Genomic DNA, 15,312 nt, shown 5'->3' on the forward strand with positions numbered 1-15,312 from the left:
CTAACCCTCTCCCTAAAAGGGAGAGGGGACATGCGGCAGCCCTCACCCCCATCCCCGTCGGCGCGCCGCTCCTGCGGGGAAAGGGAAACGGCGGGCCCTTCCTTGATGGACCCCCTTCGGCGTGCTATACTCTTTTGCCCGTCGGGAACTAGGGCGGCGCGACCGTGAGGGCGCGGCATGGGTAAACGTACACTCCAGGTGGGCAAGCTTATCCGGAGCACCCTCGCCGACCTCATCCTCGAGATGCGGGACACCCGCGTCAAGGAGGTCACCCTCACCGACGTCGTGATCTCGACGGACCTCCTCTACGCCAAGGTTTACGTGGACGTCTTCGGCGACGAGGCGGACGCCGCCCGGGCCGTCCTGGCGCTCGAACGCGCCTCCGGGTACCTGCGCCGGGGCCTGGCGGAGAGGCTGAACCTGCGCAGCACGCCGGAGCTGCGCTTCATCTTCGACAACGACCTGCGTCGGAGCGAGCGGGTTTCCCGCCTGCTCCGCGACACCGAGGAGCCGGGGGATGAGTGAGGGCCCGACAGTAGATTTCGACGGCGCCGCGGCTTTGATAGGGGGCGCCCGCCGCCTTTTCCTGGCCACCCACGTCAACCCCGACGGCGACGCCGTTGGGAGTACCGCCGCCCTGGCCCACCTGGCCTCGGGGCGGGGCGCGGAGGTCGTCTGCTACTGCCCCGATCCCGTCCCGGCGCCCTACCGCTTCTTGGTCGGGGCCGAGCTCTTCACCCGCGACCTGGGTTTCCTCGACGCCGCCGACGCGGTCGTGGTGATTGATTGCAGCGACATCTGGCGACTGGGCCCGGAGCACAACCGGATTCTGGCGCGCAAGGAGAGGGTCGTCCTCATTGACCATCACACCGACGTCACCCCCTTCGGCGGTGTCAACATGGTGGACCCGACGGCCGCCGCCAGCGGCGTGCTGGTTTACGAGCTCCTCGGGCGCCTCGGCTGGCCGGTGGACGTGCCCGCCGCCGAGGGCCTCTACGCCGCCATAGACACCGATACCGGCGGATTCCGCTACCCCAACACCGACGCCCGGTGCCTGCGGATAACCGCCGAGCTTATCGAGCTGGGCCTGAAAACGGACCGGGTGGCGCACCGGGTCTACGAATCCCACCGCTTCGAGCGCTACCGCCTCCTGGGGCTCGCCCTCAAGACGCTGGAGCGGGAGCTGGAGGGTCGGCTGGCCCTGATCAGCGTCACGCTGGAGATGCTTTCCCAGACCGGCGCCGACGTGGAGGACACCGACGACATCGTGGACTACGCGCGCGGAATCGAGGGGGTCGAGGTGGGGGCTTTTCTGCGAGAGGATCCGGGCGGGCTGGTGAAGCTGTCGCTGCGGTCGAAGGGCGGCGTGCTGGTGAACGAGCTGGCCCGGCTCATCGGCGGCGGCGGTCATCCGTGCGCGGCCGGGGCCCGATTTGAGGGGACCCTCGCCGAGGCCCGGCGCTGGGTCATCGAGACGGTGCGCTCCGCCATGGACGGCGGACCGGAGGGGTAGGGGGAACGTGGCCGAAGAGCTCACAGGCGTTTTAAACTGCGACAAACCGGCGGGCTGGACCAGCTTCGACGTCATCCGCAAGCTGCGCCGCGCCCTGGGCATGAAGAAGATGGGCCACACCGGCTCGCTGGACCCCATCGCCACCGGGGTGCTGGTTATCTGCCTCGGGCGGGCCACGCGGCTGGTGGAGCTGTTGATGGCCGCCCAGAAGGAGTACCGCGCCTGGATCCGCTTCGGCGTCGCCACCGACACCTACGACTCCGAGGGGAAGGTGACCGACGAGGGGGATCCGCCCGCGGACCTGCGCGCCGCCGTCGAGGGGATTCTCCCCCGGTTCACGGGCGAGATAATGCAGAGCCCCCCCCCATTTTCCGCGGCCAAGGTGAACGGGGAGAGGCTCTACAAGCTGGCCCGGCGGGGGAAGCCCGTCCACGTCCCGCCCCGGCCGGTGAACGTCTTCACTTTCGATTTGGTCGCTATCGAGGGCCCGCAGGTCGAGGTCCTCATCTCCTGTTCCAAGGGGACATACGTCCGCGCCCTGGCCAACGACATGGGCCGGGTCATCGGCTGCGGGGCCCATCTGGCCGGTCTGGTCCGCACGCGCAACGGGGTTTTCACCGTGGAGGAGGCCCTCGGAGTGGACCGTCCGCCCGCGGAGCTCCGCGAGGCGGCCCTGGAGAAGCTGGTCCAGCCCGAGCGCTCGCTGGCCTACCTCACCAAGTGCCGGGTGTCCGCCGATGAGCTCACCCGCTACCTGCACGGCATCCCGGTGACCTTGGGTGAGCGGCATCCCGTGGGGACCCTCCTGCGCGTGTACGGGCCCGAGGGTTTCGTCGGCGTGGGCCAGGTGGAGCCCGGTCCCGGCGGCGCGGTCATCCAGCCCCGGACGACCATCGTCACCCCCGATTCCTAATTAGGCGCCATGGACCTCTACCCCGGCATCGAATCCGCCCGGGGCCGCCTACAACCCGGCGGCTGCTTCACCGTCGGAACCTTCGACGGGGTACACCGGGGGCATCAGCACCTCGTGGCCCTCCTCGACGAGATGTCGGGGGACGACCCGGCGGTGGTGCTCACCTTCCGGCGCCACCCCCTGGCCGTCCTCCGGCCCGAGAGCGCCCCGGAGCCGCTGACCAGCGTCGAGCGCCGTCTCGAGCTCCTCGCCCTGGCCGGGGCCGACGCCGCCATCCTGGTGGAGTTCGACCCCGCCTTCGCCGCGCTCACCGCCGAGGCGCTCCTCCGCCGGCTCGTGGAGGAGCTGGGGATGACCGGAATGGCGCGGGGCTACGACCACCACTTCGGCTCCGACCACGCGGACGCGGAGAAGCTCGGCGAGCTGGCCCGAGGGCTCGGCCTCCGCGACGAGGTGCTCGAGCCCGTGATCGAGTGCGGGCTGGTCGTCAAGAGCAAGACCGTCCGCGGCCTCTTGGCCGAGGGTGACGTCTCCCGGGCGGCCTGCCTTCTGGGCAAGCCGCACCGCCTGATGGGCCGGGTGGTGAAGGGGCTCGGGCTGGCGCGCAAGCTCGGCTTTCCCACGGCCAACGTCCCCGATTACTACGAGATGCCGCCCAAGCCGGGGGTTTACGCCGTGGAGGGGCGGCTCATCGGGCACGTCTACCGGGGGGTGGCCAACATCGGCTGGCGCCCGACGGTGGAGGACTCACCCCGTGGAACCAAGCCGATTATGGAGGTTCACCTCTTCGATCAGCGGATGGACGCCTACGGGGCGGCGATGGCGGTGGATTTCCACGCCCGGCTGCGCGATGAGGTGCGCTTCCCCGATCTCGACGCGCTAAAGGCGCGGATCGAGCTGGACGGTCAAGCGGCCCGGGACTGGTGGGCGGCGCACCCCGACGGGGTGGAGTACGCCTGAAAGTCGCGTTGGTAGCAAAATGTCGGGCGGGGAATTTTTTATCCCCGCCGTTTTTTTAATGTAGCCCTCACCCTGACCCGTGCCTCGCTGCGATGACGTAGGGGCGGGTCTCCTGACCCGCCCGCGGGCCGGCGCTTTTACATTCCCGACCCCGACCCTCACCCTAGCCCGTCGGCGCGCCGCTCAGGTCGGCCCGCCCCTCACCCTACCCCTCCCCCCCACGGGGGGAGGGGACACGCGGGCCGGCGCTTTTACATTCCCGACCCCGACCCTCACCCCACCCCGTCGGCGTGCCGCTCCCACAGGGAGAGGGAGACCGCGCATTGCAGGTTGTGGTGACGTAGGGCGGCCCCTCTGCGGGCCGCCGCGAATTGCGATGACGTAGGGGCCGACCGACGGCGCGCCGTTCAGGTCGGCCCGCTTTCTTATAAGGTAGCCCTCACCCTAACCCTCTCCCGGAGGGAGAGGGGACACGCACAACACTCACCCCCGGCCCGTTCCCTACCGCGCTCCCGTGGGGACCTCCGGGAGGGGCTCGACCTTGGGCGGGGGGTTGAGCGGCGGGGGCAGCGGCCTCCACCGCGGGTCCAGCGCCGGCCAGAGCGGCCCGTAATTCGAGTTGGCGTGCCAGAAGATGTAGCCGTCGGCGCCGCCGGTCAGCGCCCCGCGAATCTGGTCCCGTACGTACCCGGTGAAGTCCGAGGGCGCCATGAGGTCGAAGGCCTGGAGGAAGGGCCGATTGGAGCAGGATGACAGGGTGCCGGGGAATTCCGGCGGCGGCGAGTACCGGTAGATCATACCCGGGTGGGCCAGCTCGAGGAGGGTCCGGGTGGAACCCGCCCGGAAATCGGGCGGCGGAGGCGCCACGTATTCCGCCGCCTCCAGACGCCCTTTCAGCACCGCCGCGCAGTCTTCCCAAATCCGCCAGGTCCGACCCGGCCCCGTGTAAAAGCCGGAGCCGAAGTGGCTCGGGTAGTCCATCGGCGAGATGGCGTCCAGCCGGAGGGCCATGTCGTCCACGTCCTGCCCCTCGGGGTTGCGTTTCTCGTAGAGGGCGGAGAAGCCGAAGACGTCCACGGAGAGCTTCACCCCCGTCGGGCGTAGCACCTCCTCCGCCCGGTCCAGGAAGGCGTTGATCGCCCACTCCTTGGACCGCCCCCCGGCGTGGGGGGTGTAGGCGTAGAGGACGTCGCCCTCGGTGGGGAAGCGCAGGTAATCGAACTGGATTTCATCCACCCCGGCCTCGGCGCAGGCCAGGGCCACGGCGAGGTGGTAGTCCCAGGCTTCCTCGGCGTAGGGGTCCACCCAGACGGAGTCGGCGTGGCCCACCCAGGCCTCTCCCGTGCGCTCGTCCTTGACCGCCAGGGCGTCCTTGGGCTCGCCCCGGGGGTCGTATTCCGCCAGGTAGCGGTCGTAGTGAACGACGACCCGGGCGATGACGTAGGCCCCGGCCCCGTGGAGGCGCTCCACCAGCCCCGGCAGGTCGTAGTAGGAATGGACCGCCCCGAGCTTCCAGGCCAGCCCCTCGGGCGAGAGGTCGGGCGCGTCTGCGGGCGAGCCGCGGGGCGGGGGGTAGGTCGCCAGCTCCGGTCGCGGCTCCTCTGGAACCTCCAGGGGGAAGCAGATTTCACCGGGCGCCGGCTTGGCGTCGAAGACGACGCAATTTATCCGCCCCTCGGCCAGCATCCGCTCCAGCTCGGTGAGCTTGGACTCCCACCCCGCCCGGAGGCCGACCAGGTAGACGCCAACCAGCTCCGGCGGGGTTTCGCTGTAAGTCAATTCGACGAGCCCCTCATCCCAGACCACCGGGATGAAGGCGCGCTCGCGGTGGGCCGCGGCCCGGCTCCACCACGCGTCGTCGTGGACCGCCGAGGTGTCCGCCGGACCCTCGTACCAGGCGCCGGCGAGGGCGGGGAGCAGCAGTAGAAGGGTGGTTTTTCTCACCACGGCTCCGAACGCGACGGCCGATTATTGATAATGGGGCAAGGGGTAAGACAAGGGGTTTTGCCGTGGGCATAGCTCGGTTCGCCGGGGGCGTAGCTCGCTTCGCTCGGTTCGCTCGGTTAAACCCCTTGTTCCACACCTTGTCTCACCAGACGGTGACATTCTACCAGAACGGGGAGCCCGCGGACTCCCCGAACGCTCCAACGCCTGCGACTAGAATCCCACGTAAAACCCGGCCTGGAAGGTGATGGAGTTGATGGTCGCCGGCTCGGTGTCGGCCCAGTGGTACGTCCCGTCCGCGTAGGCCCCCATGAAGCCGAGAAAGCCCATCTCCAGCCCCAGCCCCGCGTTGTAGCCGAACTTGGCCCCCGTTTCGTCCACATATTCCCCGGTGTCCTCGTTGGTGTACTCCAGGCTGTAGAAGTAGAGCCCGAATCCGGCCAGGACGTAGGGGGTGATGATGCCGGGCAGCTTGAACTTGGCCTGCAGGAAGATCGGCACGATGGAGTTCATCTCCGTGGAGGGGATGCCGTAGGAGTTCTCCTTTACCGTGCCCTCGACGTAGGTGATGTTGAGGGAGGTGTCCAGGAAGGGGAGGATGCCGAGGTCGAACTTGAGGCCGCAGGTGAAACCGCCGGAGAAGGTGTCGGCATAATCGCCCAGGGGCATGAGGTACCCGACCCGGGCGCCCACGGAGAAGAAGGCCAGGCTCGGCAGGGCCAGAAGCAACGGCACGAGGATAAACATCTTGCGCATGGTCGCTCCTTGGGTTATCGAACGGATTACCCAATCCTACCCGAAAACCGCCGGCCGTTCAAGGCCGCCCGGAATATAGGCCGGTGGGGCGGTAACTCACGCCCCGGTCGGGTTGGACGGTCACGGGTGAAGTCCCAATGTCCGCGGCGGCGTGGTATGATTGTTACGTAACCACGGAGAAGGAGGGGCGTGGGCCTTTACGAATTCAGCGAGGGGCGCCGGTTCCTCGCCCGCGTTCCCAAGGGCGAGGAGCTGGTGGCCTACATTGACCGCCTGGTCAACGAGCACGGCATCGCGCAGGGGTTCATCTCGGGCATCGGGGCCGTGGCGGAGGCGGTAATCGGCTTCTACGACCAGAAGACCCACGACTACCACGAGCTTGAGCTCACCGGCGGCCTGGAGATAGTCTTCCTCCTGGGCAACGTCTCCCGGCGGGAGGGCCGCTGCCACGCCCACCTCCACGTCGGTCTGGCCGACCACGAGGGGCGGATGTACGGCGGTCACCTGGGCCGGGCCACGGTCTTTCTGACCGAGCTGGTCCTCGTCGAGTTCACCGGCAAGGAACTGGAGCGGGTTCACGACGAAACCACCGGTCTCGTCTGCTGGCCCTAGGCGAAACTACTATGAGCGGAAGCGGCGAGCGGGGGTTCACCCTCATCGAGATGCTCATCGCCAGCGCCATCCTTCTAATCGGCGTTACGGGGGTGCTTTTGGCCATCCCCGGGGCCGAGGAGGGGGTGGCGGCGGGGGGGATGGCGGGTCGGGCGGCTCTCTACGCCAAGGAGCGGCTGGATTCCCTGGCGGCGCTGGACCCGACGGAGCTCGCCCGCGGGGCGCGGCTGGAGCCCTACTCCGACTCGCCCGAGGGGTTCTACACCCGCCGCTGGTGGGTGCTCTCGGCGGATCTTAAGCCCGACCTCGAGGGGGAGCGGCTGGCTGAGGCCCTGGCCGAATCGGGGCTCGTCCCCGGCGACTTCGACCTCCCGACCGGCTTTCTCCGGCTGAAGGTGGAGCTGCTCTGGCGGCCGCCCGGCGGGAGGCTGGAACGGATGGAGGTAAGCCAGCTCTCCACCCCGTCGAGGTAGGCCGTCAGGGTGGCGATTAATGATGCAGGGGCGGGTGTAAGCATCCGTCCTTCGTGTCATTCGAACCCGAATGTAGGGCGGGGACTTTAGTCCCCGCCGTTTTTTCTAAGGCGACGCTCACAACTGACTGCGATGACGTAGGGGCGGACCTTTAGGTCCACCCGCGGGCTACGGCGTGGATTGAGGGTTGGACGTTGGGACGGGTGTCCACACCCGCCCGCTGATCGCCCCTCACCCTAACCGTCCCCCCAAAGGGGGGAGGGGACAAGCGGTAGCCCTCACCCCGGCCTATGCCATGCTGATTACGATGACTAGGGCGGCCCCTGGAGCGGGCCGCCGCGTAATTTCAAAAAGAAGAGGGGCGCCGGGCCCCTCTTTGTCTATCCTTCGCGGGGGGGTTGATCTCCACCCGGGGGTCGGTCTCTACCGTCGGAGGAACGATCACCTCCGCCGGAGGAACGATCTCTGTCGCCCGAGGAACGATTTCGATCTCTGCCGCCCGGAGGACGGTTGCCACCTCCCGAGGAACGGTCACCTCCACCCGAGGGACGGTTACCGCCTCCCGAGGGACGGTTACCGCCCTGCGGCCGATCCCGGCCGTCCGAGGGACGGTCACCACCGCCCGAGTCCGGCCTCCTCCGAGGGTGCCTATTCCGGGGACGGTCGTCCTCGCGGGTCTGGAGCCGGACTTGGGGCCGGTCCACGTTTTCCTCCACGGTCAGGGCGAAGAAAGCCAGGTAGAGCTCGTGGTAGTAGACGCCCACCAGGCTCAGGTAGCTCCAGACGAAGCCGAGGAACAACAACAGGGACAGCGCCGGCTCCACGATGTACAGGGGGGTGAAGGCCGACCCCGACGTGAGAATCCACGCCAGCCTTGCGAGCGCGTAGAGGAGGAAAAGCCCGGCGAAGTTTATCCGCATCAGCCCCCCCGCCTCCAGCCGCTCCAGACGGCGGCGAACCTCGGCGGAGTGCTCGGCCAGCGCCGACAGGCACAAGCGGTCGCGCAGCTCGTCGTTGGCGGTCTCGTACTTGAAGTAGTTGCGGAAGGCGTTGGCAAAGGTCTGGGGGAAGTTGCGGTCGAGGGAATGCCCGGCGCCGTGCGCCAGCTTCACCTTCATCGGTCCCGCCTCGCGGCTCGCGCGATCCAGAAAGAAGCTGCCCGGTATCCGTCCGAAGAAGAGCTGCTGGACCAACCGGCCGAACCAACCGAAGAGGGCGGTCAAAAGAAGCCCCGCGCCGAGCGCGAGAGCCAGGAACACCAGCGCGCCGGTCAAATCGTCCACGTCCACCCCAAAAATGGAGAAGAGGTTGACCCCCACCCTCCACATCGCCAGCACAGCCAGGGTGCCCGGAACGGCCATGGCAAAAAGCCCGTAGCGGTTGATGCTGTAATGATTCATCGAAAACCTCGTGCGGGGATCGGTGAAAACCCCGGACCCCCTGTAGGGGCGACCCTCTGCGGTCGCCCGCGGTTGAAGAGGACGCGCGGCGGGCGGGGGTGGAACCCCGCCCCTACGAACACCCCTTAGGGGCTAGAGGATGTACCGGGAGAGGTCCTCGTCCTTGGCGAGGTTCGCCAGCTTCTCGTCAATGTATTGTGTAGTGACGATGAGCTTCTGCTCCCGATCCAAGTCGGCGGCCTCGAAGGACGCCTCTTCAAGCAGGGCCTCGAGGACCGTGTGGAGTCTTCGGGCGCCGATGTCCTGGGTGTGGGTGTTGATATACTCGGCGAGCTCGGCTAGGCGCTCGACGGCGCCGGGCGCGAACTCCAGCCGGAGGCGTTCCGTGCCGAGAAGCGACTGGTACTGTTTTACCAGCGCGTTCTTCGGCTCGGTGAGGATGCGGGTGAAATCCTCCTTCGTCAGGGAGTGGAGCTTTACCCGGATGGGGAAGCGGCCCTGAAGTTCGGGCATGAGGTCCGACGGTTTTTTCTGGTGGAAGGCCCCGGCCGCAATGAAAAGAATATGGTCCGTGGAGACCAGACCGTACTTCGTTTTGACCGTGGTGCCCTCGACGAGGGGTAAGAGGTCGCGCTGGACGCCTTCCCGGGAGACGTCGGGTCCTTGCGTCGAACCGCCGGCGACTATCTTGTCCAACTCGTCCAGGAAGACTATGCCGGTCGTCTCCGTGCGGGCGAGGGCCTCTCGGGTGACCTTCTCCTGGTCCATGAGGCGTTCGGATTCCGAGCCCACCAGGACCCGGCGGGCCTCGGAGACCTTCAGCCGCACCCGCTTCTTCTTCTTGGGTATAAGTCCCGAGAGCATGTCGCACAGGTCGAGCCCCATGCCCTCCAGCCCCGCTCCGGAGAAGGCGCTGATGACGGGGTTGTCGGAGGTCGCCACGCTCACGTCCACCTCGCGGTCCTCCAGCTCGCCGGCCGCCAGAAGCGCGCGCAGCTTTTCCACGCTGCGCTCGTGGTGGGCCAGGGCCTCGGCGTATTCCTGCCGCTCCTGGTCGGTCGCCCCGGGACCGGGCAGCGACGGCGGGCGGGGCAACAGGAGATCGAGGAGCTTCTCCTCGGCCTGTTTCGTGGCCTCCGCGGCGACGCGGGCGCGCTCCTCCTCGCGCACCATGTTCATCGCGATATCGGTCAGGTCGCGGATGATTGATTCCACGTCCCGGCCCACGTAACCGACCTCGGTGAACTTAGAGGCCTCCACCTTGACGAAGGGGGCGCCGACCAGGCGGGCCAGCCGCCGGGCTATCTCCGTCTTGCCCACCCCGGTGGGGCCGATGAGGATGATGTTCTTGGGCGTTATCTCGAAGGCTATCTCGGGGGGGAGTTGGAGCCGCCGCCAGCGGTTGCGCAGGGACACCGCCACCGAGCGCTTGGCGTCGTCCTGACCCACGATGTAGCGGTCCAGTTCGAGCACGATGCGCCGTGGCGTGAGCTCCTCGGAGCTCAGCCGCTTTTCTTCCGGTTCGAGGGGCATGATATTATTCTCCATCGCCGAGCTCTCGCTGTAGTTCTCCGTCGTCCCGCCGGACCTTCACCCGCTGGGATTCGCGGTGCTCGGCGAGCCTGGACGCCAGTTCTTTATCCGACAGGGCCAGGCACTGGATGGCGAATAGGGCGGCGTTCTGCGCCCCGGCCCGCCCCAAGGCGAAGACGGCCACGGGGACACCCCCCGGCATCTGGACGCTCGCCAGGAGCGCGTCCAGTCCCCCCAGGCCGCCGGACTCCAGTGGGACGGTCAGGACCGGTTTTGTCGTGTTTGCGGCCACCGTTCCCGCCAGGTGGGCCGCCATCCCTGCCCCGCAGATGAAGATCTCGACGCCCCCGGCCTCCGCCTCGGCGACGAATCGAACGACCTCTTCGGGCGTTCGGTGAGCCGAGAGCACGCGGCCGGTGAAACCGACGCCGAACTCCCTTAGAATCTCGAAGGCGGCGTCCATCACCGGCTTGTCCGAGGCCGAGCCCAGGAGCACGGCCACCTTCTTTTCGCTTTTCCCGCTCAACGCGCCTCCCTAGTGTTCCCCCTAGCCTGACGAGTTCTTCGACCGCTCCAGCTCGTGCCAGGCGATGTCCTTTCGCAACGTCTTGCCCTTGAAGTGGATTTTCTCCGCCCGCTGGTAGGCGTTGTGCACCGCGGCTCGGATGGTGGCCCCCATGCCGGTTACCCCGAGCACGCGCCCCCCGTCGGTGACGGTCTTCCCCTCGCTCACCCGCGTCCCGGAGTGGAAGACGACGCTGACGTAATCGTCGTGGCCGATGCCCGTGATCTCGCGCCCGGTCTGGATGCGCCCCGGGTAGCCCTCGCTGGCCAGGACGACGCAGGCCGCCTTCTTCTTGGTCAGGTTCACCTGCTTCACGGGCAGGTGCCCGGTGGCGGCTGCGTAGATGAGCATCAAGAGGTCGTCGGCCACGCGGGGGACGATGGCCTGGGTCTCGGGGTCGCCGAAGCGGCAGTTGTACTCGATGATGCGCGGCCCGTCCTCCGTCAGCATCAACCCGGCGTAGAGCATCCCGGCGAAGGGGTGACCCACCGCCGTCATCCCCTTGAGCGTCGGCTCCACCACCGTCCGCATGACGTGCGCCACCAGCTCGTCGTTCACGATGGACACCGGCGAATAGGCCCCCATCCCCCCGGTGTTCGGCCCGGTATCCCCGTCTCCGATGCGCTTGTAATCCTGGGCGCAGGCGAGCACGCAGGTTCCGGCACCCCCGTCGGCCAAGACGAAGAGGGACACCTCCTCGCCGTGCAGAAACTCCTCGATGACGACGGTCTTGCCGGCCTGCCCGAAGGCGCCGGTGTGCAGCATGGCATCCAGGGCCTTTTCGAGCTTGGCCGGGGTCTCGCAGATTAGCGCGCCCTTGCCGCCGGCCAGCCCGTCGGCCTTCACCACCAGGGGTAGTGAGTGTGTGCTCCCGTATTTCCAGGCGGCGTTGAAATCGTCGAAGACGCCGAAGGACGCCGTGGGCACGCCGACGGACGCCATGAGCTCCTTGGCGAAGGCCTTGGAGGACTCGATGCGCGCGGCCGCTCGGGTGGGTCCGAAGATGGTGAGCCCGGAGCGCCCGAACTCGTCAACGATGCCGCCGTCGAGCGGAGCCTCGGGCCCGACGATGGTGAGGTCTATGGCCGCCCCGCGGGCGAAATCCACCAGCGTCCCTATCTCGTCGCCGGGTAGGGGCGGAATCTCGGCGATGCCGGCGATACCGGCGTTTCCGGGGTAGGCGTAAAGCTTTTCGAGCCTGGGGGAGCGGGACACACCCCAGGCCAGGGCGTGCTCACGTCCGCCGCCCCCTACGATGAAGACGCGCATGTGTCGCCTCCCCCCCCTCCCTATCCCTCCACACCGTCGGGCATGGGGAAGAAGGCGTCCGAAGCGGCCACGGAGCCCCGTGCCCGCGCATCGGCCTTGCGCACCGCGATGAAGGCTGAATCCACGCGGCTCATCTGCCCGGCGCCCACCCCGACCAGCCAGCACGCGCCGTCGGGCTCCCGGCAGGTCAGGACGACGGCGTTGCTCTTGACGTGCTTGACCGCGCGCCAGGCGAACCGCAGCGCCGCCCACTCCTCCTCGGTCGGGGTCCGCTTCGTCACCACGCGCTCCTCGACGGACCACTCATCGTCGGGCCCCTGGAGGAGCAGGCCGCCGGGGATGAAGCGCCCCTCGAGCCCCCGGGACGGCTCGGGCACCCCCAGGGCGATGAAGCGCCGCTGGGATTTCTTGATTAAAAGTTCGAGGACGCCCGGAGCGAAGTCGGGCGCCACGGCGCACTCGATGAAGCGGGTATCGTGGACGAGCTCCGCGGTCTTTTCGTCCACGGTGCGGTTCAGGGCGACGATGGAGCCGAAGGCTGAGAGCGGGTCGCCCTCGAGAGCCAGCTCGTAGGCCCGCTCAAGGGTGGGGGCCTCGGCCAGGCCGCAGGGGTTGGTGTGCTTGACGACGGCCGCCGCAGGTCCGGAGAAATCGCACACCGCGTTCCACGCCGAGGCGATATCCCAGTAGTTGTTGAAGCTCAAGGCCTTGCCCGAGAGCGGCTCGGCCGATGCAAGCCCCCCGCCGCCCATGAGTGGCACGTAAAGCGCCGCGGGCTGGTGCGGGTTCTCGCCGTAGCGCAGCTCGCGCCCCTTGCGATACGCCGCGATGTAGAGCTCGGGGAACCCCTCCCCGCGGGTCAGATACGCGGTGATGGCCGCGTCGTAGACCGCGGTGTGGGCGAAGACCTTGGCCGCCAGGTTGCGCCTGCGTTCCAGCGTCACCCCGCCGGCGTTTATCTCCTCCATGACGGTCGGGTAATCGGCCGGGTCGCAGAGGGTGATGACGTGGTTGAAGTTCTTGGCCGCCGCGCGCAACAGGGCCACCCCGCCGATGTCTATCTGCTCGACGGCCTCCTCGGGGGCGGCCCCGCGGGCCACCGTCTCGGCGAAGGGGTAGAGGTTCACCACCACCAGGTCTATCTCCACGGTGCCGATTCTCTCCAGGTCCCGCTGGTCATCCTCGGTCCGTCGGGAGAGGATGCCGGCGTGGATGCGCGGGTGCAGCGTCTTGACCCTTCCGCCCAGAATCTCCGGTGAGCCGGTGTAATCCGCCACCTCGATGACCGAGAGTCCGGCCTCGCGCAGAACGCCGGCGGTGCCGCCGGTGGAGAGCAGCTCGATGCCCTTGAGGCGGTGGAGGAAGTCCACCAGCCCGGTCTTGTCGGACACGCTGGCCAGGGCTCGGCGGGGAATCAGAAGGTCGCTCATGTTCTAAAAAACCGCCCGGGCGTTGGACTCCCCTTCACCGGAAGGGGAAATGAAAGACGCAAGACGAAAGTTTTCCGGCTTCGACCCGCGTCGGGAATGCGGGGAGGCGTATTTTAACATACAAGCCGCCGGGGCGTCAGCCGACCCGGCGGCACCTCCGCTTCACGGAACCGTTCGCGCGAGACGTGGGGGGCGACGGCCTCACGGCGCGGCGGGTGGTTCGCTCCCTAGCCCTTTCCCCGGTCCTCGGGCTCCTTCTTGAGTAAATCCTCGACGTCCTTTGTGTCCACCCACCGCACGACCGTCGCGTCGGGCTCCTCATCCACGGGGTCTCCGCGCAGTCGCTGCCGGCGCCTCACAAAGGCGGCCGCCAGATAGCGGTAGACGGGGGAGAGGAAGAAGGCGTTCACCAGCATGGAGAGGCCGAAGATGAGCGTGAACCAGGCCTCGCCCTGGGAGAAACCGGTGCGCACCCCGTGAATCACGGCGAAGGCCACGCCCGCCACCCCCACCAACAACAGGGTCCACAGCGCGATGCGCCCCTCCTGCTCGAGCTTGCGGCGGTAAGCCTCGTACTCGGAACTGCCCATCCGCTCCTCCTTGGCGATTTTCCCGTCGTGACCCGCACGTCGTCGGGTTTCCTCGACCCCAGTCTAATATAGAGCCCGGTTCATCGGGTGTCAAGAAGCACCTCTTTCGCATCACAAGGATGGAGGGCAAGGGGGTTTGCCAAGGGCATAGCTCGCTTCGCTCGGTTAAGCCCCTTGTCTCAACTTCTCCGGACGGGCTATAATACCCACGCGCCGCGGCGCACCCCCACCCAACCCACGGATGGTCGAAAGATGCGACGAATCGCCCTTTTTCTCGTAATTCTCGCCGTCGGGACGCCGGCCTTCGTGCTGACGCCCTGGGAGGCGGGCCAGTGGGTGACCTACGCCGACGTGGACGGGACGGCGGCCGTGACCGTCTCCCTGGTGGAGCTGCCCGAGCGTTCGGAGGGGCAATGGCTCCAGGTGAACCTCCTGCTGCCCGGGATGGGGTGGATCGTCCTGGCGATGGCCCTGAAAGAGGGGGGCGGGGAGTTCATCCAGGGGATCATCTCGAAACACGTCCAGGAGCCCGGGGCCGAGGAGGCGCCCTTCGACAGCCTCGAATCGCTTTTGGCCTACTACGGCAACTTCGGCGGCGAGATACTCCTCGGGATGGACACGCCCGAGATGGAGGACCGCGTGGTCCTGTCGCTGACCCCGGAGATGCTCGGCGAGTTCCTGTCGTCCCTCGGCGGGTTGGGTGAAAACTACGGGTCCGCCGAGCCCGCCGTGTTCGAGACGGAGGAGGACGCGGAGGTCGAGGTCCCCACGGGCGCGTTCACCTGCACAAAAATCTCCTCCGAGTCGGGCGACGTCTGGTACGCCGACGAGGTGCCGCTCTTCGGCGTCGCCCGGGTCTCCATCCCCGACGAGAGTGGTAAGGCCGACGTGGTCATCGAGCTGACCGACTACGGCTCCTCCGGGGCGACGGACGCCCTGGACGGCTGGCCCGAGCCTCTGCCCCTCGAGAGTTTCATGAGCCAACTAATTTCCGGGCAGCCGTACGAGACCTACACCGACCAGGACGCCCTGGCCAACAAGAAGCCGAGGTGACAGCGAATCCCATGGGCAAGCCGCTGGAAACGGACTTCATGCTGGACGGGATAGCCCGCCTGCGCCGGGAGCGCGGGGCGGTCATCCTGGCCCACAACTACCAGCTCCCCGAGGTACAGGCGGCGGCCGACCTGACCGGCGATTCACTCGGCCTGGCGCGCCACGCCGCCGGGACCGACGCCAAGGTCATCGTGCTATGCGGCGTGGAGTTCATGGCCGAGACGGCGGCCATCCTCTGCCCGGAAAAGCGGGTGCTCCTGCCCGAGCTCCGCGCCGGCTGCCCCATGGCCGAGATGATTAC

At 67.7% G+C, this 15,312-nt stretch carries 16 protein-coding genes; 8 read left to right on the top strand and 8 right to left on the bottom strand.

Annotation, left to right across the window (positions count from 1 at the left end):
* Nucleotides 1–177: 177 nt before the first annotated feature.
* Genes rbfA through ribF form a run of 4 tightly spaced genes read left to right on the top strand, consistent with a single transcriptional unit; the run spans nt 178 to nt 3,386 of the window.
* Nucleotides 178–525, top strand: a complete 348-nt coding sequence (rbfA, locus tag NTW26_10955) for a 30S ribosome-binding factor RbfA (GenBank protein ID MCX7022770.1) — start codon at nt 178–180, stop codon at nt 523–525.
* The gene (locus tag NTW26_10960) at nt 518–1,513 is read left to right on the top strand and encodes a bifunctional oligoribonuclease/PAP phosphatase NrnA (GenBank protein ID MCX7022771.1); all 996 of its coding nucleotides are present in this window, start codon (nt 518–520) and stop codon (nt 1,511–1,513) included. Before rbfA ends, NTW26_10960 begins: the two co-directional genes overlap by 8 nt.
* A gap of 7 nt (nt 1,514–1,520) precedes the next feature.
* The gene (gene truB / locus NTW26_10965) at nt 1,521–2,426 is read left to right on the top strand and encodes a tRNA pseudouridine(55) synthase TruB (protein ID MCX7022772.1); all 906 of its coding nucleotides are present in this window, start codon (nt 1,521–1,523) and stop codon (nt 2,424–2,426) included.
* 9 nt (nt 2,427–2,435) lie between these two features.
* Entirely contained in the window at nt 2,436–3,386 is a 951-nt protein-coding gene (ribF, locus tag NTW26_10970; protein ID MCX7022773.1) for a riboflavin biosynthesis protein RibF, read from the top strand.
* Between the two features lie 501 nt (nt 3,387–3,887).
* On the opposite strand, the gene NTW26_10975 is transcribed toward ribF, so the two are convergent.
* Nucleotides 3,888–5,330 (bottom strand): hypothetical protein, encoded by a 1,443-nt coding sequence (locus NTW26_10975; GenBank protein ID MCX7022774.1) that lies wholly within the window; start codon nt 5,328–5,330, stop codon nt 3,888–3,890.
* Nucleotides 5,331–5,543: 213 nt separating this feature from the next.
* Nucleotides 5,544–6,086 carry a hypothetical protein gene (locus tag NTW26_10980; protein MCX7022775.1) on the bottom strand — a complete coding sequence of 181 codons (543 nt, stop codon included), beginning with the start codon at nt 6,084–6,086 and terminating at the stop codon, nt 5,544–5,546.
* Between the two features lie 189 nt (nt 6,087–6,275).
* Here NTW26_10980 and NTW26_10985 point away from each other — a divergent pair, with 189 nt between their 5' ends.
* Both NTW26_10985 and NTW26_10990 read left to right on the top strand, forming a co-directional pair.
* Nucleotides 6,276–6,698, top strand: a complete 423-nt coding sequence (locus tag NTW26_10985; GenBank protein ID MCX7022776.1) for a DNA-binding protein — start codon at nt 6,276–6,278, stop codon at nt 6,696–6,698.
* An 11-nt stretch (nt 6,699–6,709) separates the two neighbouring features.
* Nucleotides 6,710–7,171: a prepilin-type N-terminal cleavage/methylation domain-containing protein gene (locus NTW26_10990; protein MCX7022777.1), complete on the top strand. Its 462-nt coding sequence runs from the start codon at nt 6,710–6,712 to the stop codon at nt 7,169–7,171.
* Between the two features lie 380 nt (nt 7,172–7,551).
* Here NTW26_10990 and NTW26_10995 read toward each other — a convergent pair whose 3' ends face one another.
* The 6 genes from NTW26_10995 to NTW26_11020 all read right to left on the bottom strand — a co-directional run bounded on the left by NTW26_10995 (nt 7,552) and on the right by NTW26_11020 (nt 13,958).
* On the bottom strand, nt 7,552–8,571 hold the full coding sequence (locus NTW26_10995) for a hypothetical protein (GenBank protein MCX7022778.1): 1,020 nt from the start codon (nt 8,569–8,571) through the stop codon (nt 7,552–7,554).
* Nucleotides 8,572–8,703: 132 nt separating this feature from the next.
* Nucleotides 8,704–10,104 carry an ATP-dependent protease ATPase subunit HslU gene (hslU, locus tag NTW26_11000; GenBank protein MCX7022779.1) on the bottom strand — a complete coding sequence of 467 codons (1,401 nt, stop codon included), beginning with the start codon at nt 10,102–10,104 and terminating at the stop codon, nt 8,704–8,706.
* 4 nt (nt 10,105–10,108) lie between these two features.
* On the bottom strand, nt 10,109–10,630 hold the full coding sequence (purE, locus tag NTW26_11005; protein ID MCX7022780.1) for a 5-(carboxyamino)imidazole ribonucleotide mutase: 522 nt from the start codon (nt 10,628–10,630) through the stop codon (nt 10,109–10,111).
* Nucleotides 10,631–10,651: 21 nt separating this feature from the next.
* Nucleotides 10,652–11,938, bottom strand: coding sequence for a phosphoribosylamine--glycine ligase (gene purD, locus NTW26_11010; protein MCX7022781.1), 1,287 nt, complete (start codon nt 11,936–11,938; stop codon nt 10,652–10,654).
* A gap of 20 nt (nt 11,939–11,958) precedes the next feature.
* Entirely contained in the window at nt 11,959–13,368 is a 1,410-nt protein-coding gene (purH, locus tag NTW26_11015) for a bifunctional phosphoribosylaminoimidazolecarboxamide formyltransferase/IMP cyclohydrolase (GenBank protein MCX7022782.1), read from the bottom strand.
* Between the two features lie 227 nt (nt 13,369–13,595).
* The gene (locus NTW26_11020) at nt 13,596–13,958 is read right to left on the bottom strand and encodes a hypothetical protein (protein MCX7022783.1); all 363 of its coding nucleotides are present in this window, start codon (nt 13,956–13,958) and stop codon (nt 13,596–13,598) included.
* 252 nt (nt 13,959–14,210) lie between these two features.
* Here NTW26_11020 and NTW26_11025 point away from each other — a divergent pair, with 252 nt between their 5' ends.
* Nucleotides 14,211–15,011, top strand: coding sequence for a hypothetical protein (locus NTW26_11025; GenBank protein MCX7022784.1), 801 nt, complete (start codon nt 14,211–14,213; stop codon nt 15,009–15,011).
* Nucleotides 15,012–15,022: 11 nt separating this feature from the next.
* On the top strand, nt 15,023–15,312 hold a 290-nt coding region (nadA, locus tag NTW26_11030), incomplete at its 3' end, for a quinolinate synthase NadA (protein MCX7022785.1).

Source organism: bacterium, from assembly GCA_026398675.1.
Classification (GTDB): domain Bacteria; phylum RBG-13-66-14; class RBG-13-66-14; order RBG-13-66-14; family RBG-13-66-14; genus RBG-13-66-14.